19 protein-coding genes are annotated in these 22,163 nt (G+C 69.8%); 12 read left to right on the top strand and 7 right to left on the bottom strand.

Annotated features, from left to right (window positions below):
* Positions 1-12 precede the first annotated feature (12 nt).
* From VFW04_00805 to VFW04_00770, 8 genes are all read left to right on the top strand, one after another.
* Positions 13-978, top strand: a complete 966-nt coding sequence (locus VFW04_00805) for a histone deacetylase (GenBank protein HEX5177841.1) — start codon at positions 13-15, stop codon at positions 976-978.
* Positions 979-1,237: 259 nt separating this feature from the next.
* A complete protein-coding gene (locus tag VFW04_00800; GenBank protein HEX5177840.1) occupies positions 1,238-1,873 on the top strand; it encodes a GvpL/GvpF family gas vesicle protein in 636 nt (211 codons plus the stop codon).
* Positions 1,874-1,918: 45 nt separating this feature from the next.
* Positions 1,919-2,884 (top strand): serine/threonine-protein kinase, encoded by a 966-nt coding sequence (locus VFW04_00795; GenBank protein ID HEX5177839.1) that lies wholly within the window; start codon positions 1,919-1,921, stop codon positions 2,882-2,884.
* Positions 2,881-3,906 (top strand): dipeptide epimerase, encoded by a 1,026-nt coding sequence (locus VFW04_00790; protein ID HEX5177838.1) that lies wholly within the window; start codon positions 2,881-2,883, stop codon positions 3,904-3,906. The genes VFW04_00795 and VFW04_00790 overlap by 4 nt, the downstream gene beginning before the upstream one ends.
* A gap of 21 nt (positions 3,907-3,927) precedes the next feature.
* Positions 3,928-6,222, top strand: coding sequence for a primosomal protein N' (priA, locus tag VFW04_00785; GenBank protein HEX5177837.1), 2,295 nt, complete (start codon positions 3,928-3,930; stop codon positions 6,220-6,222).
* 82 nt (positions 6,223-6,304) lie between these two features.
* Positions 6,305-7,432 carry a hypothetical protein gene (locus tag VFW04_00780; GenBank protein HEX5177836.1) on the top strand — a complete coding sequence of 376 codons (1,128 nt, stop codon included), beginning with the start codon at positions 6,305-6,307 and terminating at the stop codon, positions 7,430-7,432.
* Positions 7,429-7,896 carry a hypothetical protein gene (locus VFW04_00775; GenBank protein HEX5177835.1) on the top strand — a complete coding sequence of 156 codons (468 nt, stop codon included), beginning with the start codon at positions 7,429-7,431 and terminating at the stop codon, positions 7,894-7,896. Before VFW04_00780 ends, VFW04_00775 begins: the two co-directional genes overlap by 4 nt.
* Before the next feature lie 33 nt (positions 7,897-7,929).
* Positions 7,930-8,658: a cytochrome c biogenesis protein CcdA gene (locus VFW04_00770; GenBank protein ID HEX5177834.1), complete on the top strand. Its 729-nt coding sequence runs from the start codon at positions 7,930-7,932 to the stop codon at positions 8,656-8,658.
* Positions 8,659-8,767: 109 nt separating this feature from the next.
* Here VFW04_00770 and VFW04_00765 read toward each other — a convergent pair whose 3' ends face one another.
* Together VFW04_00765 and VFW04_00760 are read right to left on the bottom strand one after the other, a co-directional pair.
* Positions 8,768-9,148, bottom strand: a complete 381-nt coding sequence (locus VFW04_00765; protein ID HEX5177833.1) for a response regulator — start codon at positions 9,146-9,148, stop codon at positions 8,768-8,770.
* A 2-nt stretch (positions 9,149-9,150) separates the two neighbouring features.
* A complete protein-coding gene (locus VFW04_00760) occupies positions 9,151-9,966 on the bottom strand; it encodes a HAMP domain-containing sensor histidine kinase (GenBank protein ID HEX5177832.1) in 816 nt (271 codons plus the stop codon).
* Between the two features lie 269 nt (positions 9,967-10,235).
* Between VFW04_00760 and VFW04_00755 the strand changes: the two genes are divergently transcribed.
* Complete coding sequence (locus VFW04_00755; GenBank protein HEX5177831.1) at positions 10,236-11,138, top strand: glycine zipper 2TM domain-containing protein; 903 nt, start codon at positions 10,236-10,238, stop codon at positions 11,136-11,138.
* A 163-nt stretch (positions 11,139-11,301) separates the two neighbouring features.
* On the opposite strand, the gene ggt is transcribed toward VFW04_00755, so the two are convergent.
* Complete coding sequence (ggt, locus tag VFW04_00750) at positions 11,302-13,089, bottom strand: gamma-glutamyltransferase (protein ID HEX5177830.1); 1,788 nt, start codon at positions 13,087-13,089, stop codon at positions 11,302-11,304.
* Between the two features lie 99 nt (positions 13,090-13,188).
* On the opposite strand from ggt, the gene murQ reads away from it, so the two are divergent.
* From murQ to VFW04_00735, 3 genes are read left to right on the top strand one after another with little or no spacing between them, the layout of a single operon-like run.
* A complete protein-coding gene (murQ, locus tag VFW04_00745) occupies positions 13,189-14,109 on the top strand; it encodes an N-acetylmuramic acid 6-phosphate etherase (protein ID HEX5177829.1) in 921 nt (306 codons plus the stop codon).
* Positions 14,106-15,263 carry an anhydro-N-acetylmuramic acid kinase gene (locus tag VFW04_00740; protein HEX5177828.1) on the top strand — a complete coding sequence of 386 codons (1,158 nt, stop codon included), beginning with the start codon at positions 14,106-14,108 and terminating at the stop codon, positions 15,261-15,263. The genes murQ and VFW04_00740 overlap by 4 nt, the downstream gene beginning before the upstream one ends.
* A complete protein-coding gene (locus VFW04_00735) occupies positions 15,260-16,702 on the top strand; it encodes a glycoside hydrolase family 3 protein (protein ID HEX5177827.1) in 1,443 nt (480 codons plus the stop codon). Before VFW04_00740 ends, VFW04_00735 begins: the two co-directional genes overlap by 4 nt.
* Before the next feature lie 32 nt (positions 16,703-16,734).
* Here VFW04_00735 and VFW04_00730 read toward each other — a convergent pair whose 3' ends face one another.
* From VFW04_00730 to VFW04_00715, 4 genes are read right to left on the bottom strand one after another with little or no spacing between them, the layout of a single operon-like run.
* A complete protein-coding gene (locus VFW04_00730) occupies positions 16,735-18,144 on the bottom strand; it encodes a trypsin-like peptidase domain-containing protein (GenBank protein HEX5177826.1) in 1,410 nt (469 codons plus the stop codon).
* A complete protein-coding gene (locus VFW04_00725; protein ID HEX5177825.1) occupies positions 18,141-19,313 on the bottom strand; it encodes a Stp1/IreP family PP2C-type Ser/Thr phosphatase in 1,173 nt (390 codons plus the stop codon). The genes VFW04_00730 and VFW04_00725 overlap by 4 nt, the downstream gene beginning before the upstream one ends.
* A gap of 28 nt (positions 19,314-19,341) precedes the next feature.
* Complete coding sequence (locus VFW04_00720) at positions 19,342-21,306, bottom strand: protein kinase (GenBank protein HEX5177824.1); 1,965 nt, start codon at positions 21,304-21,306, stop codon at positions 19,342-19,344.
* Positions 21,303-22,106 carry an FHA domain-containing protein gene (locus VFW04_00715; GenBank protein HEX5177823.1) on the bottom strand — a complete coding sequence of 268 codons (804 nt, stop codon included), beginning with the start codon at positions 22,104-22,106 and terminating at the stop codon, positions 21,303-21,305. Before VFW04_00715 ends, VFW04_00720 begins: the two co-directional genes overlap by 4 nt.
* Positions 22,107-22,163 lie beyond the last annotated feature (57 nt).

Genomic DNA, 22,163 nt, shown 5'->3' with positions numbered 1-22,163 from the left:
CCGCCGGGCCTCATGCCTAACGACGCCGCCCGGCGCCAGCGGGCCGTGAGCGTCGCCTTCATTTCGCACGCCGACTGCGGCCGCCACGACACCGGCTGGGGCCACCCCGAACACGTCGGCCGCCTCCGCGCCGTCACCCGCGCGCTCCGCGAACGGCCCGACCTCTTCGGAACCATCGAGCACGTCGAAGGCCGCCACGCCACCGCGCAGGAGCTCGCACTCGCGCACGACCCCATCTACATCCGCGAAGTCGAAGAGATCGCGAGCGCCGGCGGCGGAGCGCTCGATGCCGATACGGTGGCAAGCGAAGGGTCCTGGGCGGCAGCCACCGCGGCCGCGGGCTGCGTCCTCGATGGTGTCGACATGGCCCTCGATGGACGCGCCGTCCGCAGCTTCTGCGCGGTGCGCCCGCCCGGCCACCACGCGCTCCGCGATCGCGCGATGGGATTCTGCCTCTTCGGCAACGTCGCAGTCGCGGCGCACTATGCGCGTCGCACGCGCGGGCTCGACCGCGTGCTCATTGTCGACTGGGACGTGCACCATGGCAACGGCACGCAAGCGCTCGTCGAGAGCGATCAGGGCATCCATTTCGTGTCCATGCACCAGTGGCCCTGGTATCCCGGCAGCGGCGCCGCCGACGATCATGGCAACGGCAACGTGTGGAACGTCCCGCTGCCGGCTGGACTCCCGGCACAGCAGTACGTCGACGCCCTCGAGCAGGCCATCGATCGCGCCACCGACGGATTCACCCCGGATCTGGTGCTCGTCTCAGCCGGCTTCGACTCGCTGCGCGGCGACCCACTCGGCGGCTTCACACTGGAGCTCGAGGACATCACGACGCTCACCCGCTACCTCACCGATCGCGCCGCACAGTGGTGTGGCGGGCGAGTCGTCGGCGCGCTCGAAGGCGGCTATGCGCCCGACCGCGTGGGCGAGGCGTGCGTCACGATGCTCGCCGAGTTGGCGCGGATGCGCTGAGGTGCGCGGCGGGGATGCCGTTCCCTCATGTCTTGTATCTACGCTCATGAAGACGCGGACACGGCACGAACACAGCAGACACGACCCGAGCAACACAACGGCTTTGATTTTTTCTCGGTGCTTTGTCCGTTGTGCGCGTCGGGCGCCCAGGCTGAAGCGGTACCCGCTGCGACGTGCACTCCCACCGCATTCACGTTGCGCATAACTTCAAATGTTATGGCGTTGACTCAGTCGGCACACCCGGTCGGAGCGTGACGCCGTGGCTCGCCACGTAGCCGCAAGCGGCGTGCGATTGTTCGGCGTCATGTCGGTTGCGCGCGACAGCGATGGCGGGCATCCGGGGGAAGCAAGCCTCGTTCGCACGCGCGATCTGGCGGCGCTCGTCAAGCAAGTCCCCGATTCTCGCCGCGATCTGGACGAAGCGGACATCGATCTCCATCAACGCGTCGTCGAGTCGGCGTTCGAGCGCGGCGGCGTGCTGCCGGCGCCCTGCGGCACCGTGTTTCGTAATGCGGAGCAACTGCGACGTTGGATGGAACAGAACTATCTCGCGCTGTCTGAAGGCTTACAGTTCGTCGCCGGTCGTTCGGAGGCGCGCGTCCATATCGCGCGTCGCCCAACCACGGAAGCCGAGCCGTCCACACCCGCCACACCGTCCGTGGTAACAGACTGCTTCAGGACGCTCAGGCGTGTCTCGTCAGCGGCCATGACGCTGCCGCCGGTGCACGATCCCGAGCCGGCCTTGTTCAGCGCCGCATTTCTCCTCGACCGCGAACGCTGGGCAGAGTTCGAGACTACCGTGCGGTCGCTGGCGCACCGCCACGCGGGTCTCATCCTCCGGCAGACGGGCCCGTGGCCGCCGTACGACTTCGTGCGTCTGGATTTCGAGCCATGAGTCATGTTCTGTCCTGAGTGCGGGACCTGGAATCGCGGCACGGCCGTGACCTGCAGCCGGTGTACGTCCGAGCTGCCGGAAGTGCCGGACGCGCCCAACGAACCGCCCGACGAAGAGCTCGACCTGCTGCGCCGGATCACCGGCGGGCGCTATCGCATCTACCGCCGTCTGGCCACGGGCGGCATGGCGAGCGTGTACGCGGCCAAGCACGTTCAGTTAGGCAGACCGGTGGTGATCAAAGTGCTGCTCGCACACCTGGCGCGCGACGAGGAGATGCGCGAGCGGTTCCGGCGCGAAGCGGAGGCGGCTGCCCAACTGCTCCATCCCTACATCTGCCAGATCCTCGACTACGGCCAGCTCGAGTCGACGGTGTACCTCGTGATGCCGTACATGGCCGGCGGCTCGCTCGCCGATCGCATCGTGAAGGGCAGCACCGTTGGGCCGCACCAGACGGCGGTGATCGGATCACAGGTCGCCGTCGGGCTCGACTATGCGCACCGCCACGGCGTGGTGCACCGCGACGTGAAGCCCGACAACATCCTGTTCGACGAGGATGACAACGCGCTCATCACCGATTTCGGCATCGCGACGGCGCGTTTTCACAACCGCCTCACGATGACCGGCCGCGCGATGGGGACGCCGCACTACATGTCGCCCGAGCAGGCCATGGGCAAGCTGGTGGACGGCCGGAGCGACATCTACTCGGTGGGCGTGCTGCTCTACGAGATGATGGTCGGCTTCCCGCCGTTCGACGGCGCCGACTCGTATTCCATCGGCTACAAGCACGTGCACGAGACGGCGGCATCGCCCGAAGTGGTCGACTCGCGTACGCCGCCGGCGCTGGCCACGATCACGATGAAGTGTCTCGCCAAGAATCCCGCCGAGCGGTTTCAGCGCGGCAACGAAGTGGCCGATGCGCTGATCGGCTATCTCGCACAAGCGCCCGGCCCGGACGGTCTGCGCACCGCATGGCTCGCGCGGCGACTCGGCATCACTCCGACATCCCGATGAAACTCGACCACGACGTCCTGCGCGTGCACACGAAGCACGCGTTCACGATCTCGCGCGGCACCGAGCACGAAGTGCGCGTGGTCACCGTGCGCCTCACCGACGCCGACGGCGCCCAGGGCTGGGGCGAGGCGGCGCCGAGCAAATTCTACGGCGAGACCGCCGACACGATCCCGGCGGCGCTGGCGATGTTCGCGCCGGTGCTCGAGCACGCGGACGCCTGGGCGCTGGAGGACATCGAGGCCGAGCTCAATCGCGTGGTGCGCTGGAACGCCGCTGCCAAGTCGGCGGTGAGTGCGGCGCTGCACGATCTGGCGGGCAAGCGGTTAGGCATCCCGGTGTACCGGCTGCTGGGCCTCAATCCGGCGCGGGCGCCGCTCTCGAGCTTCACGATCGCCATCGCCGGCGCCGACGAAATGCGCCGCAAGGTGCGCGAGGCCGCCTCGTATCCGATCCTCAAGATCAAGCTCGGCTCGGACCACGACGAGGAGATCCTGCGGATCATCCGCGAGGAAGCGCCTCACGCGACCGTACGCGTGGATGCCAATGCCGCGTGGACGCCCAAGCACACGTTGCACATGATGGAGTGCCTGGTCGCCCACCGGGTGGAGTTCGTCGAACAACCGTTGCCGCCGCACGATCTGGACGGACTCCGGTTCGTGCGCGAGCGGTCGCCGCTCCCGATCATCGCCGACGAGTCGTGCCTCGTTGCCGCCGACGTCGCGCGGTTGGCCGGCGTCGTGGACGGGATCAACATCAAGCTCGCGAAGTGCGGCGGAGTGCGCGAGGCCATGAAGATGGCCGCGACGGCACGCGCGCACGGCATGCTCGTGATGATGGGCTGCATGATCGAGTCGAGCCTTGCGATCACCGCCGCCGCGCACCTGGCGCCGCTGCTCGACTACGCCGATCTGGATGGCGCCGCGCTCCTGTCCGACGATCCCTATGTTGGCGCGACGATCGACGCCGGGGTCATCAAATTGCCCGACGGGCCCGGGTTAGGCGTGACGCGGGCGGCGCGGTAGCCGGTCCGCCGTGTCCGCTCCATGACGCCCGCCACGCGCCTCATCGAGGTCGCGCTGCCGCTGCCGCTGTTCCAGACGTTCACATACGCGCTTCCTGGGACCAGCGTCGACACACCGGCGCCGGGGTCGCGCGTCGTCGTGCCCGTGCGCGGCTCGCGCGCCGTCGGCATCTGTCTCGGCCCCACCGATGGCGCCGGCGTCAAGTCGCTGCGCGAGGTGCTCGACGTGCCCGATGCGGAGCCGGCGCTCTCGCCGTCGCTGCTCGCGCTGTGCCGGTGGATCGCCGGCTACTACATCGTTCCGTTAGGCGTCGTGGTGCGGGCCGCGCTGCCGGCGCTGCTCACCGGCGCCGCCGCGCCGCGCCCCGCACAGCGGACCGAGCGGATCCTCGTGCTGCGGCGCGACCTGCCGACGCTCCAGGAGCGACACGAGATGTTCGCACGCGCCAAACGACAGCGCGAGCTCTTCGAGGTGCTCGAAAGCCTGGGCGGCCACGCCGCCGTGGCGCACATCACCGGGCAGCTCGGCTTCTCGGCCGCCGTGGTCAAGGCGCTCGTGTCGCGCGAGCTCGCATCCATCGAGTCGACCGTCGTGGCGCGGGATCCGTTCGCGGCGCGCCGCGTGCCCGCGCCGACGCGGCACGCACCCAGCGAGGCGCAGCGCACCGCCATCGACGCCATCGTCGCCGCCCAGCCGGGCGAGACCGTGCTGCTCCACGGCGTCACCGGCAGCGGCAAAACGCTCGTGTACATCGAGCTCCTCCGCGAGGTCGTCGATCGCCGCGGCAAATCGGCCATCGTGCTCGTGCCCGAGATCGCGCTCACGCCGCAAACCGTCGATCGCTTTCGCGCCGTGTTCGGCGACCGCGTGGCCGTCCTGCACTCTGCGTTAGGCGACGGCGAGCGCTACGACGCGTGGCTGGCGCTCAAACGCGGCGAGAAGCGCATCGCCGTCGGCGCGCGCTCGGCCGTGTTCGCGCCGCTCGACGACCTCGGCGCCATCATCGTGGACGAGGAGCACGAAGGCAGCTACAAGAATGGGGAAACGCCGCGCTACCATGCCCGCGAAGTGGCCGTGGTGCGCGCGCGGCTGGCCGGCGCCATCGCCGTGTTAGGCAGCGCGACGCCGAGCCTCGAGAGCTGGCAGAACGCCGCGTCGGGAAAGTACCGGCTGCTCTCGCTCCCCGAACGCGTCGGCGCCGGGCGCCTGCCCGCGGTCGAAGTGGTCGACCTGAGACGCCCCCGCGACGCACGGACCATTGCCGGCGGCGATGCCGCGACTGGCGCGGCCGCGGCGCATGCCGCGTTTCGCCGCGTGTTCAGCGAGCCGCTCGAGGCGGCCATCGGCGAACGATTGCAGCGCGGCGAGCAGAGCATCCTGTTGCTCAACCGGCGCGGCTACGCGTCGTTCCTCCAGTGCGACGCGTGCGGCGACGTGCACGGCTGCCCGAATTGCAGCATCAGCCTCACGTACCACAAGAGCCCCGAGCGGCTCGTGTGCCACTATTGCCTGCACGAAGAAGACGCGCCGCGCGTGTGCCGTAATTGCGGCGGCCCAACGGTGCGCCAGCGAGGGTTAGGCACGCAGCAGGTCGAGCGGCTGTTGCTCGAGCGCTACCCGTACGCGCGCGTCGCCCGCATGGACGTCGACACCACCAGCGGCAAATGGGCGCACGCCGACATCCTCGACCGCGTCGGCCGCGGCGAGATCGAGATCCTGCTCGGCACCCAGATGATCGCCAAAGGACTCGACTTTCCGAACGTCACGCTCGTGGGCGTCATCGATGCCGACGTCGGCATCAACATGCCGGACTTTCGTGCATCGGAGCGCAGCTTCCAGCTGCTGAGCCAGGTGGCGGGACGTGCCGGCCGGGGCCCCAAAGGCGGCGACGTCGTCATTCAAACGCGGGTCCCGGCGCACCACGCCGTGCGCTGCGCCGTGACGCACGACTACCACGCGTTCGTGCGCACCGAGCTGCCCACGCGCGTCAAGCCGCCGTATCCGCCAAACGTGCGGCTCGTGAACATCGTGTGCAGCGGACTCGAGGAGACTGCCACGGCCTCGCTGGCGTTGGACGCGGCAAAGTGGCTCACGCGGTTGATCGATGCGCGCGCCAGAGATCAGGTCACGCTGATCGGGCCGGCCCCGTGCGCGATCGACCGGATCAAGCGCCGGTGGCGCTGGCACGTGCTGCTCAAGAGCGACCAGCCCGCGGCGCTCACGTCGGTGGTGCGGTATTTCGTCCGTCGGTTCGAGGCGCCGCACGCGGCGCAGTTGCGGGTCGCGGTCGACAGGGACCCGGTATCCGTCCTCTGATCCCGGTTCTCGCGCGCCGGCCGCGGGTGAGCGGCGGCCTCGTCCATATGCCGGAAATGTCCTCGTCCTAGTATCTTTCTGCGTGCCCGAGTTCAAACATCCCGATTTCAGCGCCGCGCGCTTCGCCGACTTGCCCGAGGCCCGCTTCGTGGCGGCTCCCGCGGATGGCGTCCTGCCCGAAGGGTTTTTCTCGACCACCAACCTTCCCACTTACGTCCACATCGGCCGCGAGTGGCGCATGCCGCGCGAGCCGCGCATGGATGGCGCGCTAGTGCTCGACGCCGGCGGCACGCTCTGGGTGAAGGAGATGCGCCGCATCGCCAAGGGCGAGCTCGTCGCGGTCGGGATGGCGGAGGACGGCTCCGAAGGGATCTTCGTGTACACCGAGGCTTTCCAGGGCGATGCCGCCGAGGGCGGCGAGTTCAAGTTCATGACCAGCGAAGTGTCGCGGGAGAAGCCGATCGACTACGCGCTCATGGCGCGTCTGTTAGTCGAAGAGCGGGAGCGCGGCGGCTACCCGGTCTGGGTCACCGGTCCGGCGCTCGTGCACTCGCGGGCGCGCACCGACATGACCTGGTTCATCCAGCACGGCTTCGTCGGCGCCCTCCTGGCCGGCAACGCCGTCGCGGTGCACGACATCGAAGCATCGATCTTCGGCACCACGTTAGGAATGACCGGCAGCGGTCGCGCGACGACCGGCGGGCACGGCCTCCACATGCGCGCCATCAACCGTGTGCGCGCGGCCGGATCGATCGAAGCGGCCGTTCGGCAGGGGATCATCACCGACGGCATCATGCACGCGTGCGTGACCAGCGGCGTGCCCTTCGTGCTGTGCGGTTCCATCCGCGACGACGGCCCGTTGCCCAGCGTGATCGCCGATTCGATCGACTGCCAGGACGCGATGAAGGTGCACACCATCAAGGCGACGATGGCCATCCTCATCGCCACCGCGCTGCACGCCATCGCCACCGGCAACATGCTGCCGGCGTTCGTCACCGAGCCCGATGGCTCGCTGCGCGAGCTGCCCACCATCTGCGTCGACTCGTCGGAGTTCGTGGTGAGCAAGCTCAAGGATCGCGGCACGCACCAGGCGTTCGGCGTCGTGACGAACGCACAGGACTTCATGCACATCCTCCGGCTGTACGTGGAGCGCGAGCTGGATGCGCGCGGCATGCAGCGCGCGCGTCCGGCGGAAGTCGCGGCGCGATGACCACCGTCGACACGCGCGAGCGATTTCTCCGCGCCATCGCCGAGCGCCTGAGTCCCGAGCGGGTGGAAGAGCTGCACCTCTTTCCGCCGCTGAGACAAGGCGGCATCGAGAGCGCGGTGGCGGTGATCGCGGCGCGGATCGCCCCGGCGGCGCCGCTCGCCGATGCGCCGCCGCCCGACACCGCCGAGCCCGAGCCGGCCGGACCCGAGCACGTCGAGCCCGGGCACGCCGAGCGCCACCGCCTAACGGTGTACCGTGCGCATTACCGGCTGGTGCTCAAGGGTCCCGAGCGCGGCACCTGGGACGTCGGCCTCATCGAGGAGGCCGATGCGCCGCCGCCCACCGTCGGCGTCGTGGTGCGCGGCGTCCACGAACGCGCGGGCGGCGACGACGAGCCCGAGCGTCTGAGCGGCGACGCCTTTCGCATCGCCGTTTCCGACCGTCCGTGGGCGGCCGCCGGTTAGGCGGATCGCCGCGCGGGCGCCGCGCGGCCTGACGTGGAACAGACGGCGACGCTCGGCGTGGGCCTCGCGTTCATCGCCGGCCTGCTGAGCTTCCTGTCGCCGTGCGTCCTGCCCCTCATCCCGAGCTACGTCACGTTCATCACCGGGATGAGCGTCGACGAGGTCCAGCGGTCGCGCCGCACCGCCCTCGTCCACGCGCTGCTCTTCATCCTCGGCTTCACGCTCATCTTTCTTGCGTTAGGCGCCACGGCCAGCGCGCTGGGGCGGGTGCTGCTCGCCGCGCGCGACTGGGTCGCGCGCGCCGGCGGCATCCTCATCATCGCGTTCGGGCTCTACCTGCTCGGCGTCTTCGACTCGCGCACCCTCGACCGCGAGCGCCGCATCCATTTCGCCGACAAACCGGTCGGCTACCTCGGCACCGTCCTCGTGGGCGTCGCCTTCGGCGCCGGATGGACGCCGTGCATCGGCCCGATCCTCGGCTCCATCCTGGTCTATACCTCGACCGTCGCCGACCTCCAGCGCGGCCTGGTGCTCCTGTTCGCGTATTCGTTAGGCCTCGCCATCCCGTTCCTGCTCGCCGCACTGGCCATCGATCGCTTCCTCGCCACCTTCAAGCGGTTCCAGCGCGCCATGGTCTGGATGAGCCGCGCCGGCGGCGCCCTCCTCGTTGCGATCGGCCTGCTCCTCGTGACGCACTACTTCACGTGGCTGGCGAGCTACCTCCAAGCGCTGACACCGCCCGCGCTGCGCTCGCACATTTGAGTTTAAGATCGGTCGCCTCGTGCAGCGCCGAAACGGCTCGGCGTGTCCATCGCTTCGTGGCGCGTGCTGATCAACGTGAAGCGCAGGGCGTCGTGCCGGCGCGCCGTGCCTAACCAGCGACGTCCGACTCCGACAGCCAGAGCCTGATCATGTCGGGCAGCTTGGTCGCGTTGATCGGCTTCACCAGCACTGCCCGGCACCCGGCGTTCAGGCACCGCTCGCGCACCGACGGCTCGTCGTGGCCGGTCACCGCCACGGCGACGCGCGGCAGCTCGCCCGACATCGCGAGTGCATGCAGCACGCCTAACCCGTCCTCGCGGTCGAGGGTGATGTCGAGCAGAATCACATCCGGTGTGTCCGCCCGGGCCGACGCGACCGCCTCGGCGACCGACGTCGCCGCGCTCACCCGGTGGCCCGTTTCCTCGAGCAGCACGCGCAGCGCGCCGATCACCAGCGCGCTGTCCTCGACGACGAGCACGTGGGGCGTCACGGTCAGGTCGGGCTGCGGACGGGAAGCGTGAAGTGGAACCGGCTCCCCTCGCCTAACTTGCTGTCGATCCAGATCGTCCCGTCGTGCAGCTCGACGAACTTTCGCGCGATCGCCAACCCGAGTCCCGTGCCGTGGTGCGACCGCGACGGCGACGCATCCACCTGCGCGAATTCGCGGAACACGAGCTCGTGGTGCTCGGGCGCGATGCCGATGCCCGTATCGCCCACCTCGATTTCGACCGAGGCGCCCTGCTGCGTCTCGGGGCCCGAGCGCGCCGCGATCCACACCCGTCCGCCCGGCGGCGTGAAATCGATCGCGTTGCCGAGCAGGTTGCCGAGGATGTGCGCGACCTTGTCGCGGTCGGCGTGCAGCGGCGGCAGGCCGGGTTCGATGTCCACCGTCAGCGCGTGGCCTTTCTTCGCCACGAGCGGCTCGCTCCACGCGCACACCTGCTCGATCACGCCTTCGACCGTGAACTCGGAACCCGAGATCGTGAGTTGGTTCGCGTCACCCCGCGCGTAGGTGAGAATCTCGTCCACCATCTCGAGCAGCTTGCGGCTGCCCGTGATGATGCCCGCCACGCTCTCCGCCTGCTTCTCGCTTAACGGGCCGAGAATGCCGTCGCGCAGCATCTCGGCGTGGGTGACGACGGCGGTGAGCGGGGTGCGGAGATCGTGCGAGATGTTGGAGAGGAACTGCGTCTTGAGGGCGTCCTGATTGCGCAGCTCCGCGATGGTGCGGGCCAGCCGTGTGTTCTGCTCTCGCAGGCTCGCGAGTCGTCGCTCGAGCGACGTGGCATCGGTGAACGTGCGCGCCATATCGTTAAGTCTACGATAGCAGGCAAAGCCGTGCCAATGGCCGGCGCGAGCGGGCGCTTCAGCACGGTGACGTGGATCACGCTGAACACGCGCGTATTTCCTGGTGCTCGCCGTGACTGTCAGTATTAGGTTTCCGCTACGCTGCGTGACGGCACTGCTCGGTTCGGGCATGTGGATTGCCACGAGCAATGGTCGCATCGACCGAGCGCCGCGTACGAAATCTTCCTTCTTCACAGCGTCGCATAGCCGACGGTTTTCGGAGGCAGGTCATGACTCGATCCGTTCGACTTCTCGCTCCATTGACGCTCGCGGCCGCCGTGGCCCTGAGCGCGGGAGCATGCAACAAGGACAAGGCCAACTCGGGAGCGCTCGGGCAGGATTCGACGCTCAATCGGGATCTGGCGCTGGCGAACAAGGACAGCGCCGCACAGCCACAGCTCACGGATACCGCTGCGCCCCGGACCACACCCGCGGCAACGCCGGCGCCGGCACAATCGAAGACGCCGGAGCGCGCGCGCACGCGGCATCGTGCGCCATCCTCGTCGTCCGCGCCTGCGGCATCGTCGGCCGGAACTCCGGAGAGCACCACCACGGCCTCCGGCAACAGCGTCGCGGTGACGCCGGCCGGCAGCGAGGTCGCGTTAGGCACGATCCCGTCCGGCACGTCGATCAACTTGACGTCGGATGACAAGGTGTGCACGAACACCAACAAGACGGGCGACAAGTTCAGCGGCACGGTGACCGACGCCGTCGTCGGTTCCAACGGCGCGACCATTCCGGCCGGCTCGAAGGTGGCGATGCAGGTTGCCGACCTGCAGCGCAGCGGCAACGCGACGAAGTCGATTCAGATGACGTTCAGCGTGCTCAATGTGACGGTGGGCAGCACGACGTATCCGTTGAGCGCGCAGATCGACCACGTCGACGTACAGAAACAGCGGAACGCGTCGGTGGGCAGCGACGCCGCGAAGGTTGCCGGCGGAGCGGTGATCGGCGCCATCATCGGCCAGGTGATCGGTCACAACACCAAGGGCACGGTGATCGGTGCCGCGACCGGTGCGGCCGCCGGTACGGCTGTCGCGATGGGTACGGCTGCGTACGAGGGCTGCGTCCCGCAGGGCGGCAAGATCACGATTCACCTGACGGATCCGGCGCAGGTCGCGGCAACGCACTGATTGAAAACAGTACGGGCATATCTGACGTCGCGCGCGCCACTCGATCGCAGCGGCCGTGCCGTGTCCGATGTGCCCGTGCTGTGTCCGCGTCTTCATGAGCGTAGAGACCAGCCACTCGTGCTGGCCTAACTCGTACGCGGTCCAGTGCTGTGACGCGCTTCTCTCAGTAGCCGACCGCTGCTCCGGTCGACCGCGGCTCCGACATCCCCTGCCACGCGTCGCCCACACGCATCACCGCGTTCGCATTCGCCAGCCCGCCCACGGCGCGCAGCCGGTAGCCCATCGCGGTGAGCGAGTCGAGCACGGCCTGCGTCAGGCCGCCACGCTCGTATTCGATGCCGTCCGGCCACGCCTGTTCGTGCATGCGCGGCGCCTTCATCGCGTCCGACAGCGACATCTGTCCGTCGATCACGTTCAGGATGATCTGGGTCGTCGCCGTAATGATCGTTGGGCCGCCGGCGGCGCCGACCACGAGCAGCACGTGGCCGTTCCTGTCCAACACGATCGTCGGCGACATCGCGCTCAGCATGCGCTTGCCCGGCGCGATCGCGTTCGCCTCGCCCTGGACGAGGCCGAACTGGTTAGGCGTGCCGGGCTGCGACGTGAAGTCATCCATCTCGTTGTTCAGGAACATGCCGGCGCCGGCCACGTACACACCCGAGCCATAGAGCGAATTGAGCGTCGTCGTCGTGGACACCGCATCGCCCCGCGAATCGACCACCGAGTAATGCGTGGTGTGCATCCCTTCGCCGCGCGCGGCGGTGAAGGTCGGCGACGGTGTGGCACGGTCGGGGAAAATGGAGTCGCGCATTTCGCGCGCGTACGCCTTGCTCGTCAATTTGTCGATGGGCGCGTGCACGAACGCCGGGTCGCCTAACAGCGTGTTGCGGTCGATGAACGCGCGGCGGAACGCCTCGGCCACATCGTGCACGTACATGGCGCTGCCCGACGGCGGCAAGGTCGGCCACGTCTCGAGGATGTTGAGCGATTCCATCGTGCTCACACCGCCGCTCGACGACGGCGGCATGGCGATGATCGTATCGCCGCGATACGAACCGATGACCGGATCCCGCCACTCGGGCACGTAGCGCGCCAGGTCTTCCTTCGTGATGAGGCCGTGCACGCGCGCCATCTGGGCGGCGATCGTGTCCGCGATCTCGCCCTTGTAGAACGCGTCCGGCCCGTGCTCGGCGATCAGACGCAGCGTGCGCGCGAGCGCGGGCTGCACGAGATGCGCGCCTGCCGCCAGCGGCTCTGCGTTAGGATAGAACGGCGCCGCGCCGCCCTGGCCCAAAATGAGCGCCTTGCCCGCCACCAGCGAGCGCGCGAGCGCGCTGTCCACCGTGAATCCTTCGGAGGCCAATCGAATCGCCGGCTGCATCACGTCGTGCAACGACATCGTGCCGTAGCGGCGCAGCGCCTCCGCCATCCCGGCCACCGATCCCGGTACGCCGATGGCTAACGGACCAACGGTGCTCTGGTCGGTCACGTGCCCGTTCGCATCCACGTACATCGTCCGCGTCGCCGCCAACGGCGCCACTTCCCGGTAGTCGAGCGCCGCCGAGCGACCGTCGGCCATGTGAATCACCATGAACCCGCCGCCGCCGATGTTCCCCGCCGCCGGGAACGTCACCTCGAGCGCAAAGCCCGTCGCCACCGCGGCATCGACGGCGTTGCCGCCCTTCTGGAGAATCTCGACGCCGGCTTCACTCGCCAGACGACTGTTGCTCGCGATCATCGCGTGCTGCGCTTCCGTCGCCCGGCCGCCGGCTTCGAATCGCCATCCGCTCGGGAATGATGCCGCGCGCGTTGGCCGCGGCGCCGCCGGCGGCGCAGCGGTCGGTGCGGGCGCGGGCGCATTCGCCGGCGCCGGATTCGTGTGCGTGCACGACGCGGCGAACGCGCCCAGCACGACGACGACCAATGATCTACGATTCGCGGAGCGACGCATGCTGACCTCGTGTTCGAAATGGCTTGCCAGTGCCTCGCGGCGATGGATAAGTTAGCGGCCGTGACGGCCGTGCGCCGCTCCTTCCTCCTCGTGTCGTCAATGCCAGACCTCGATCCGCGTCTCACCGAGCGCCGCAATCCGCGCACAGCATCGATCGACCTCGCGTCGCCGCTCGAGATCGTGGACCTCATCCAGGCGGAAGACAGAACCGTTCCCGAAGCCGTTGCGAGCCAGCGGGAGGCCATCGCGCGCGCGATTTCCCTCGTCGAGCAGGCGTTCAGAGCAGGGGGACGCCTGTTCTACGTCGGCGCGGGCACGTCCGGACGGTTGGGGGTGCTCGACGCGAGCGAATGTCCGCCCACCTTTGGCACGGACCCCGAGATGGTGCAGGGCATCATCGCCGGCGGCCTCGACGCGCTCGTGCGCTCGCAGGAAGGCGCCGAAGATGTCGCAGCCGATGGTGCAGCGGCCATGGACGCGCGCGGCGTTGGGCGGCACGATGTGGTCATCGGGATCGCCGCGTCCGGCACGACGCCGTACGTGCGCGGCGCATTGGAACGCGCTAAGGAACGAGACGCGTGCACGGTGATCGTATCGTGCTCGCCGCCGCCCGCCGATGTCGTGACGCGCGCGGACGTCGCGATTCTGCCGATCACCGGGCCGGAAGTCGTGACCGGCTCGACCCGCCTCAAGGCCGGCACGGCAACCAAGCTCGTGCTCAACACGATCACCACGGGCGCGATGATCCGGATCGGGAAGACCTACGGCAATCTCATGGTGGACCTGCGCGCGATGAGTCAGAAGCTGGTCGACCGCGGAGAGCGCATCCTGATCGAGGTGACGGGGGTGCCGCGCGAGGAGGCGCGCGCGCTCATCGCCGCCGCCGGAGGCAGCGTCAAGACCGCCATCGTGATGCAACGCCTCGGCCTAACGAAAGAGGAGGCGGAGCGGGAGTTAGGCGAAGCCGGCGGTGTGATCAGACGGCTCGTGCGCGGGTCGCCGCCGGCGCCGGTCGAGTGATCGCGCGCGGTACGCTCGTCGACGCCCGCGACGCGTCGATCCTCGTCGGCCTCATGTCGGGCACCTCCGCGGACGGCATCACCGCCGCCGCCGTGCGCTTCGTGCCCGGCGCCAACGACGCCGTGGCCGCCGAGCTCCTGGCGCACGTGACGCGCGGCTACGACGGCGCCCAACGCGAGCGGCTGCTGGCGGCGGTGGAACGGGGCACGCCCGCCGAGTATTGCCGCCTGGCGTTCGACCTCGGCGCCTGGTTAGGCGACGCCGCGCGCGCGGCCATCGACGCCGCGCACCTGGACCCGGCGCGCGTGCGCGCCATCGCGTCGCACGGCCATACCATCTGGCACCAGCCGCCGCACGCCACCTGGCAGTTAGGCGAAGCCGCCGTCATCGCCGAACGGACGGGCATCGATGTGGTGAGCGACTTCCGCGTGCGCGACGTCGCCGCCGGCGGCCAGGGCGCGCCCCTGGTCTCGATCGCCGACCGCATACTGTTCTCGGCGCCGGACGCCTGGCGCGCCCTCCAGAATCTCGGCGGCATCGGCAACATCTCCATCGTGCCGCCCCTCGGCGCGCAGGGCACGCTGCGCGGCTTCGACACCGGACCGGGCTGCGCCGTGATCGACGGCGTGGCGCGCGCCCTCGAGCCCGGCCTGCCGTACGACGTGGACGGCGCGCTCGCGCGCGCGGGCCGGCCGCTGGCCGCGCTCGTCGATGAGTTGTTAGGCGAACCGTTCTTCGAGCTGCCGCCGCCCAAGGCCACCGGCCGCGAGCTGTTCAGCCGCGCCTACATCGCGCGTGTCATCGATCGCGCGCGCGCCGCGGGCGCATCCACCGCCGACACCGTGGCGACCGCGGTCTCGCTCACCGCGCGCAGCATCGGGCTCGCGCTCCGGCGCTTCGTGCGCGAGCCGGTCGCCGACCTGGTGCTGTCCGGCGGCGGCGCGCGCAACCCCGCGCTCGTCGACGCGATCGCCGCCGAAGTCGCGCCGCTCGCCGTCCGCCGCTTCGATGACGTGTTCTTCCCGGGCGACGCCAAGGAAGCCGTCGCCTTCGCGCTGCTCGGTTGGCTGCACCTCGTGCGGCGCCCCGGCAACGTCGTGTCCGTCACCGGCGCGCGCGGCCCGCGCGTGTTAGGCACGCTCACCCCGGCATGAGCGTCGCCAACCTGCTGGTGCCCGCCATCCGGTGGGACACGGAGCACGGGTGGGACGCCGCGCGGCCGGCCATCGACCAGGCGCTTGCGTTAGGTGTGGGCGGCTTCATCCTCTTCGGCGGCGAGCAGGACGCGGTGCGGCAGCTCACCAAGGAGATGCGCCTCCGGTCGACGGTGCCGCTGCTCATCGCCGCCGACATGGAGCGCGGCGCCGGCCAGCAGTTCGCCGGCGCCACCGGCCTCCCGCCGCTCGCCGCCATCGCCTCCCTCAACGACCCGGACCTCGTCCGCCGCGCCGCCCGCCTCACCGCGCGCGAAGCCCGCACGTTAGGCGTCAACTGGGACTTCGCGCCCGTCTGCGACGTCGATCTCGTGGCCGACAACCCCGTGTTGGGCACCCGCACCTTCGGCGGCGATGCGCACCGCGTCGGCGCCCTCGCCGCGGTCTGGATCAAGGCCTGCCAGGGCGAAGGCGTGCTCGCCTGCGCCAAACACTTTCCCGGACACGGCCGCACCCACGGCGACTCGCACCTCGAGCTCCCGGTGGTCGATGCCCAACGCGCCGACCTCATGGAGACCGACGTGCAGCCGTTTCGCGCGGCGATCGAGGCCGGCGTCTCCTCGATCATGACCGCGCACGTCGCCTATCCGGCGCTCGACCCCACCGGCACGCCGGCCACCACCTCGCGCGAAATCCTGCAGTGGCTCCTCCGCCAACAGCTCCACTTCGACGGCCTGATCGTGAGCGATTCGCTGGTCATGAAAGGCGCGCTCGCGGGACGCGACGAAGGCCAGGCCGCCATCGCCGCGCTCAACGCCGGCTGCGACGTCCTGCTCTACCCGAGCGACGTCGCGACGCTGGTCGCTCGGTTGCATCGCGCGCTCGAGACCCACGAGCTCAGCGCCGAGAACGTGCGCAACGCCGTGAGGCGGCGGCTCAAGTGGGCACAGTGGGCGTCGCCGCCTAACGAATATCGCAAGCCCGCCGTCACCGACATCGCCTGGGGCGAGCAGCTCGCCGAGCGCGTCGTGCGGATGGTGCGCGGCGCGCGCCCGACCCTCGCCTCGCCGATGGATGTGGTCGTCATCGATGATGACCTGGGCGGCCCGGCGCCCGCCACCTCTCGCGCCCCGTTCCTCGACGCGCTCGAGCGCGCCGGCTTCCGCGCCCAACGCGTCCCCGAGCCGTCGAACGATCCCGCGCGCACCACGGTCATCGCGCTCTTCGGCGAAACCCAACCGTGGAAGGGCCGCGCCGGCTACAGCGACGCCGCGCGTTCGGCCGTGGAGCGGACGTGTGCCGTTGCTCCGACCGCGTTGCTCGTGCAGTTCGGCCACCCGCGTCTCATTCGAGAGCTGCCGTCCGCCCGTTCGATCGTCACGGCGTGGAGCGGCGACCCCGCGATGCAGGTGGCGGCGGCCAGATGGATGCGAGGATGACGCGGGTGCGCCGAGCGCGCGATGACGGCGCCCTACTTCCTGCCGACTAACGCTGCCACGTCGTCCACCGGCACCGCGTACACGATTCTCCCCGCGCTCTCGCGCGCGCCGCCGTACACGACGCCGATCACGTCGCCGCTCGTGTTGAACACCGGGCTGCCGCTCGAGCCCTGGCCCGCGTAGGCATCGATCTGCAGCACGTCGGACAGATTCTTGCTCACCGTTCCGGCGACGAGCGTCGATCGCGCGGTGATCTGCGTGCCGCTGCCCTCCATCGGCGTGTCGGTGCCTAACGGATAGCCGATGATCGCCACCGCCTTGCCCACCGGGGTGTCGGCGGCCCGCGGCGCGAGCGACGCGATCGTCGGAAAACGTCCCGGCACATCCACCTGCAGCAGTGCGAGATCCGCCGCCGCGCTCACCCGCACCACATGCGCCGGCAGCCACGCTTTCGTGTCGCTGAAAATCACCGCGATTCGCATTGGCGTCGCGCCGCCGTCGCGCTGCACCAGATGCCGGTTGGTCACGATTTCGCCGCGCGAGGACACATTGAACCCCGACCCGCTGAACGCGCTGCTGTCGGGCCATTGCACGGCGATCATCGCGATCGCGGGCCCGCTGCGCGCGGCGATCGATGAGTAGTCGACCTGTGCCGCGGTGAGCATCGCGTGCCGGCGCGATTCGAGCGCGTGCAGTTCCCGCGACAGCGTGTCGGCGTGCGCACCCGGCCCCGTGCCCGACAGCGCCGTCCGCATGCGCTCGCGCTCCCGCTCCGCCGCCGCGAGCGAGGAATCGAGACCGGCGGCGCGACTCGTGACCGACGCCATGCGATCCGCGTACGTCTGCGCCAGGCTGTCGTTGGCTCGCGTTAGGCGAGCGAGCTCCGCATCCGCCGCGCGGGCGGTGCGGTGGCCCAGCCAGTAGGCGCCGCCCGCCGCCAGCACCACGATCGCCGCCGCCGCGGCCAGGACCGCCGTGCGGCGCGCGTCGCCGGCGGCTACCGGCGCGGCCGCCGCGGGCCGCGTGTCGGTGAAAATGTTTCGCGTCGCCGGCGGAGCGTCTCTCGACGGCCGATCACTGCTTCCTGCGGCGGCGCCTGTCGCTGCGTCCGGGAGCACAGCGCTTTCCGCCCGCGGCGCGATCTCCACGTTGACGCGCGGCCCGAACTCGCCGAACCAGATCTCATCCCCTGATGCGAGCCGCTGCTCGCGAGAGATCCGCGCGCCGTTCACGTACGTGCCGTTGGTGCTCCCGATGTCGACGAGCACGTAGCCGTCGCCCACGGCGCGGAGCTCGGCGTGCCGCGTGGAGACGTCGAGGTCGTGATTGGGATCGAATCGGAAATCGCAGAGCGGGTGCCGCCCGATGGCGACCACGGATTGCGTGAACCGCTCGCGCTGTCCGGCGCGCGAGCCGGTCAGGACGCGAAACTCGACGCTCACGGCGCCGCTTTCATCTCGCCGGACGCCGTGTCGCGCGGCGCGGCGCCGCCGCTCCCATTTCCGTGGGATTTGCCTAACATACCGCGCGCCGCCAGCACCACCGCGCCCAACACGATCAGCGCGACGACCGTGAACAGCCACACGCGCGACGCGGGCCGCTCGCGCGTCTCGCCATCCAGGCGCACGCTCGATGCCGGCGTCGCCGAGGGCGCCGCGGGCGCTGCCGCCTCGTAGCGCGGACGCGGCGTCGGCCCGGTAATCTCCTGGCCCGGCAGCAGGAACACCGAGTGCCCAACGTTGTCGTCGGGCTCGGCGTCCGTCAGCCCGCTGCCCTCGAAGCGCGCCGCGATCACGGTGATGTTGTCCGGCCCGCCGTTCTCGTTCGCGCGGTCGATGAGGTCGCGGCACACCTCCACGAGATCCGTCTGGCTCGCCACCACTTCCGCGATCTCGTCCTTCTTCACGAGGCCGGAGAGACCATCGGTGCACAGGATGAGCGTGTCGCCGCGCCGCAGCTTCTGGTACGTCAGGTCGATCTTGACCGTCGGCTCCGGGCCTAACGCCTGCAGAATGATGTTCCGCCGCTCGCTGCGCTCGGCTTCGTCGGGCGTCAACTCGCCCGCTTCGATCAGCCGCTGCATCAGCGACTGGTCCTTCGTGATCTGCCGCGCCACGCCGTCGCGAATGAGATACGCCCGGCTGTCGCCCACCTGCGCCAGAAACAGCGTGTCGCCCAACAGGCCGGCCACCGTCGCCGTCGTGCCCAACCCGCGATTCTCCGGGTGCTCGAGCGCGTAGGCGAAGATGCGGTTGTTCGCCGTCTCCGCCGACGCCTTGATGGCCGTCGCGAACGCCTCGGCGTCGGTGCGCGGGCCATTCACCCAGCGCGCGCGGATCTCCTCGTACACCGTGGTGATCGCCATCTCGCTCGCGATCTCACCGGCCGCCGCACCACCTAACCCATCGGCCACCATGAACAGCGTGCCGCGAGGCCCCACGACGTGCGTGCGCACCTCCGCCTGCAGCGACGCGTTGTCGGCCGACAGGTCGACCACGATGAAGGCGTCCTCGTTGTGCTCGCGCGTGCGGCCGACGTCGGTGCGGCCGAACACGTGGACAACGACGTCGCCGCGGGCGGCGTCTGGCTGGGAAGGGACGGGAATCGTCACGAGGCGCGGTGCGGGTCTCGGAGCAGGGTCACTTGCAGTATTGATTGAACATGAAGGTAATACTTTCGGCGTAGGTCGTGCCGCGCGCGTTGCGCAAGCTGCCCAATATCGCACACGCGCGCTGCCGGGGCTCGGTGGTGTTGGTCATGTCGGCGCGCTCGAGCAGGGCCTCGCTGACGTGGTAGAACGCGGTCACGCTGTCGTTGCCGGTCGGCAGGGCCTTGAGGGCGCGCGACAGGATGACGAGCGCGCGATCGGGCTCCTTGCTCTTGATCAGATCTGCCGCGCGGTTCACGGCGGCCTTGGCGCGGGCGGCGTTGAGCGAGCCGGCGAAATCGCTGTCGGCGGCCGGCGCCGCCGACGGCCCGGAGGACGTTGCGTTAGGCGACGACACCGCCGGCGCACTCGAGCCGGACGACGGCGGGTTGGATCCCGCCGGCGGGGCATTCGCCCCCGGCGACGGCCGCTCAACCGAGGGCGGCTGTACCGGCGGCGGCGTCACCGTCGACGACGCCGCCGTCCTGGTGACGTGACGCTCCTTGGCCGCGTGCGATGTCTTCTGCGCCGGCGGCTCGGCGGCCGGCGCCGAGGCGCCCGGCTTCGCGAACTCCTGCACGGCCGGCGCCTTCGCCGAATCGGCGGCGCTTGCGTTAGGCGCAAGGGCGACGGTGCGGTCGGCCGGCTTGGACGCGCTGTCGCGCGGCGCCGGATTCGTGCCGGCAGCCGGCGTCGAGTCGCGGATCGCCACCGCGGGCGCCTTGTCGGCGGCCTTCGCACGGCCGAAATAGACGTAGGCCCCGCCGGCCAGCGCCACGACGAGCAGCCCGGCTGCCGCGAGCACCATGCCGCGCCGCGACCCGCTCGCCGCCGCCTGCGGCCCCGCCGCCGAAGCGGCCAGCGCCGGCGCCGCCGTCGGCGTCGTGTTAGGCATCGACGGCGCCCGCGCCCCCGTGCCCGCCGCGTTCCGCACGGCCGTCGATGGCATCGCGCCGCCCGCCGTCGCCGCCACGGGCGCCCGGGCGGCCAGCGTCGCCCCGGCCGGCATCGCGCTCACCGCGCGCGTCAGATCCGATGAGAAATCGGTCGCGTGCTGGTACCGGTCATCCGCCTTTCGCTGCAGCGCGCGATCCAGCACCGCCTGGATCGGCGCCGGCCACGACGCATCGGGCCGCATCTCGGCCAGCGTCCGCGGGCGGTCCGTTAGGCGCATGATCATCGACTCTTGCAGCGTCGAGCTCGGGAAGGGCAGCGTCCCCGTCAACATGTGGAAGGTGACGAGCGCCAGCGTGTAGATGTCGCTCCGCGCGTCCAACGGGTCGCCCGAGAGCTGCTCCGGCGACATGTACTCCGGCGTCCCGACCACCAAACCTGTCTTCGTCACCTTCTGCCCGTCGCCGCCGGCCGCTTTCGCGATGCCGAAGTCCACGACCTTCACCAAATCCGAGCCGTCGCGCTGCTTCGCGATCATGATGTTGTCGGGCTTGAGGTCACGGTGCACGATGCCGATCTCGTGCGCCGCATCCAGCCCCTCGGCCACCTGCCGCGTGATGTTCGCCGCGCGGTCCGCCGGCAGCGCGCCCGTCTTCTCCATCACCTTCGTCAGCGACTCGCCCTCGACGTACTCCATGGCGAGATAGATCAACCCGTCCGGCGTCTCGCCGAAGTCGTAGATCGCCGCCACGTTGGTGTTCGTGATGCGGCTCGCGTTCGCCGCCTCGCGATTGAACCGGCCGATCGCATCCGGGTCCTGCGACATGGAAGGATTCATCACCTTGATGGCGCTCTTGCGCCCCATCTTGATGTGCTCCGCCAGATAGACCTGGCCCATGCCGCCTTCGCCTAACTTGCGCAGAACGTGATAGCGGTCCGCGATGACCGACCCCTCGAGACCGCCTCCGGCCGGCACGCGCAGCGTGCTCCCGTCGCGCGGACAGAACATCACGTCCAGCTCGTATTCCGACCCACACTGCGGGCAGAGTTTCTGAGCGCTCACAGGCTCTCCACGCGCAGCACCTGATCGCCGACCAGCAGGCGCTGGCCGGCCTCGAGCCGCCGCTCGCCGCGCACCGCGACCGCGATGCCGTTCCGGCTCCCCAGGTCGCGAATCACCAGCGCACCGTCCTGGTCCTCGAGCTCCGCGTGTCTCCCACTCATGGTCTGGTCGTACGGAAAGGTCCAGTCGCCGGTGTCACGGCCCAGCACCATCTTCCGGCCCGCCGCCAAGTAATGAATGTCGCGGACGCTCCGGTCCCCACGCAGCTGGGCGACCAACGCCACATCGGGTTCGGGCGTGAGCGAGGCCATGTGGCAGGTGCCGTCCGGCTCGCGCGACGCCGCCGCCGGCGGCGACCCCACCCGCCGCACGCGGAAAATCTGAGAGCCGATGAGGAGCGTTTCGTCGTCGCCTAACGTGCACGGCGTCTCGATGAACGCCCAGGTCCGGTTGGTCGAGCCCAGGTCGCGCACGATGAGCGCGCCGTCGCGCACCGTGAACTGCGCATGGAGCGGCGACAGAAACAGATCGTCGGCGAACGTGATGTCGCACGACCCTCGCCCAACGGACACCTCCGTTCGTGTGATCGGCACCGTCTGCTTCACCTCGCCGCGTGCATCCAACACGGACAGCCTCGGCCCCACGACGTCGCGACGCTTGGCCGAGAAGAGCAGGGTCCGCGACTCCGGCTCCTCGCCGGCCGGCGGCGCGACGAGCGGCGTCCCGCACGCGCTGCAGAACGTGTCCGCCTCGAGCACCGCCGCGCCGCACGACGTGCACGACTTCGCCGCCGAGAGCACTGAATCGGAACGCCGGCCGCAGTGAGCGCAATACGGCAGCGACGGATTGACCGGATT

The organism is Gemmatimonadaceae bacterium (assembly GCA_036273715.1).
Classification (GTDB): domain Bacteria; phylum Gemmatimonadota; class Gemmatimonadetes; order Gemmatimonadales; family Gemmatimonadaceae; genus JADGGM01.
This window is presented reverse-complemented; position numbering and strand designations above follow the sequence as displayed.

Bases quoted from the DNA above. Each gene is read 5' to 3' on its own strand.
- VFW04_00755 (HEX5177831.1), top strand. From the start codon at position 10,236: ATGACTCGATCCGTTCGACTTCTCGCTCCATTGACGCTCGCGGCCGCC.
- VFW04_00790 (HEX5177838.1), top strand. From the start codon at position 2,881: ATGAAACTCGACCACGACGTCCTGCGCGTGCACACGAAGCACGCGTTC.
- VFW04_00760 (HEX5177832.1), bottom strand. From the start codon at position 9,966: ATGGCGCGCACGTTCACCGATGCCACGTCGCTCGAGCGACGACTCGCG.
- VFW04_00735 (HEX5177827.1), top strand. From the start codon at position 15,260: ATGAGCGTCGCCAACCTGCTGGTGCCCGCCATCCGGTGGGACACGGAG.
- VFW04_00805 (HEX5177841.1), top strand. From the start codon at position 13: ATGCCTAACGACGCCGCCCGGCGCCAGCGGGCCGTGAGCGTCGCCTTC.
- ggt (HEX5177830.1), bottom strand. From the start codon at position 13,089: ATGCGTCGCTCCGCGAATCGTAGATCATTGGTCGTCGTCGTGCTGGGC.
- priA (HEX5177837.1), top strand. From the start codon at position 3,928: ATGACGCCCGCCACGCGCCTCATCGAGGTCGCGCTGCCGCTGCCGCTG.
- murQ (HEX5177829.1), top strand. From the start codon at position 13,189: ATGCCAGACCTCGATCCGCGTCTCACCGAGCGCCGCAATCCGCGCACA.
- VFW04_00775 (HEX5177835.1), top strand. From the start codon at position 7,429: ATGACCACCGTCGACACGCGCGAGCGATTTCTCCGCGCCATCGCCGAG.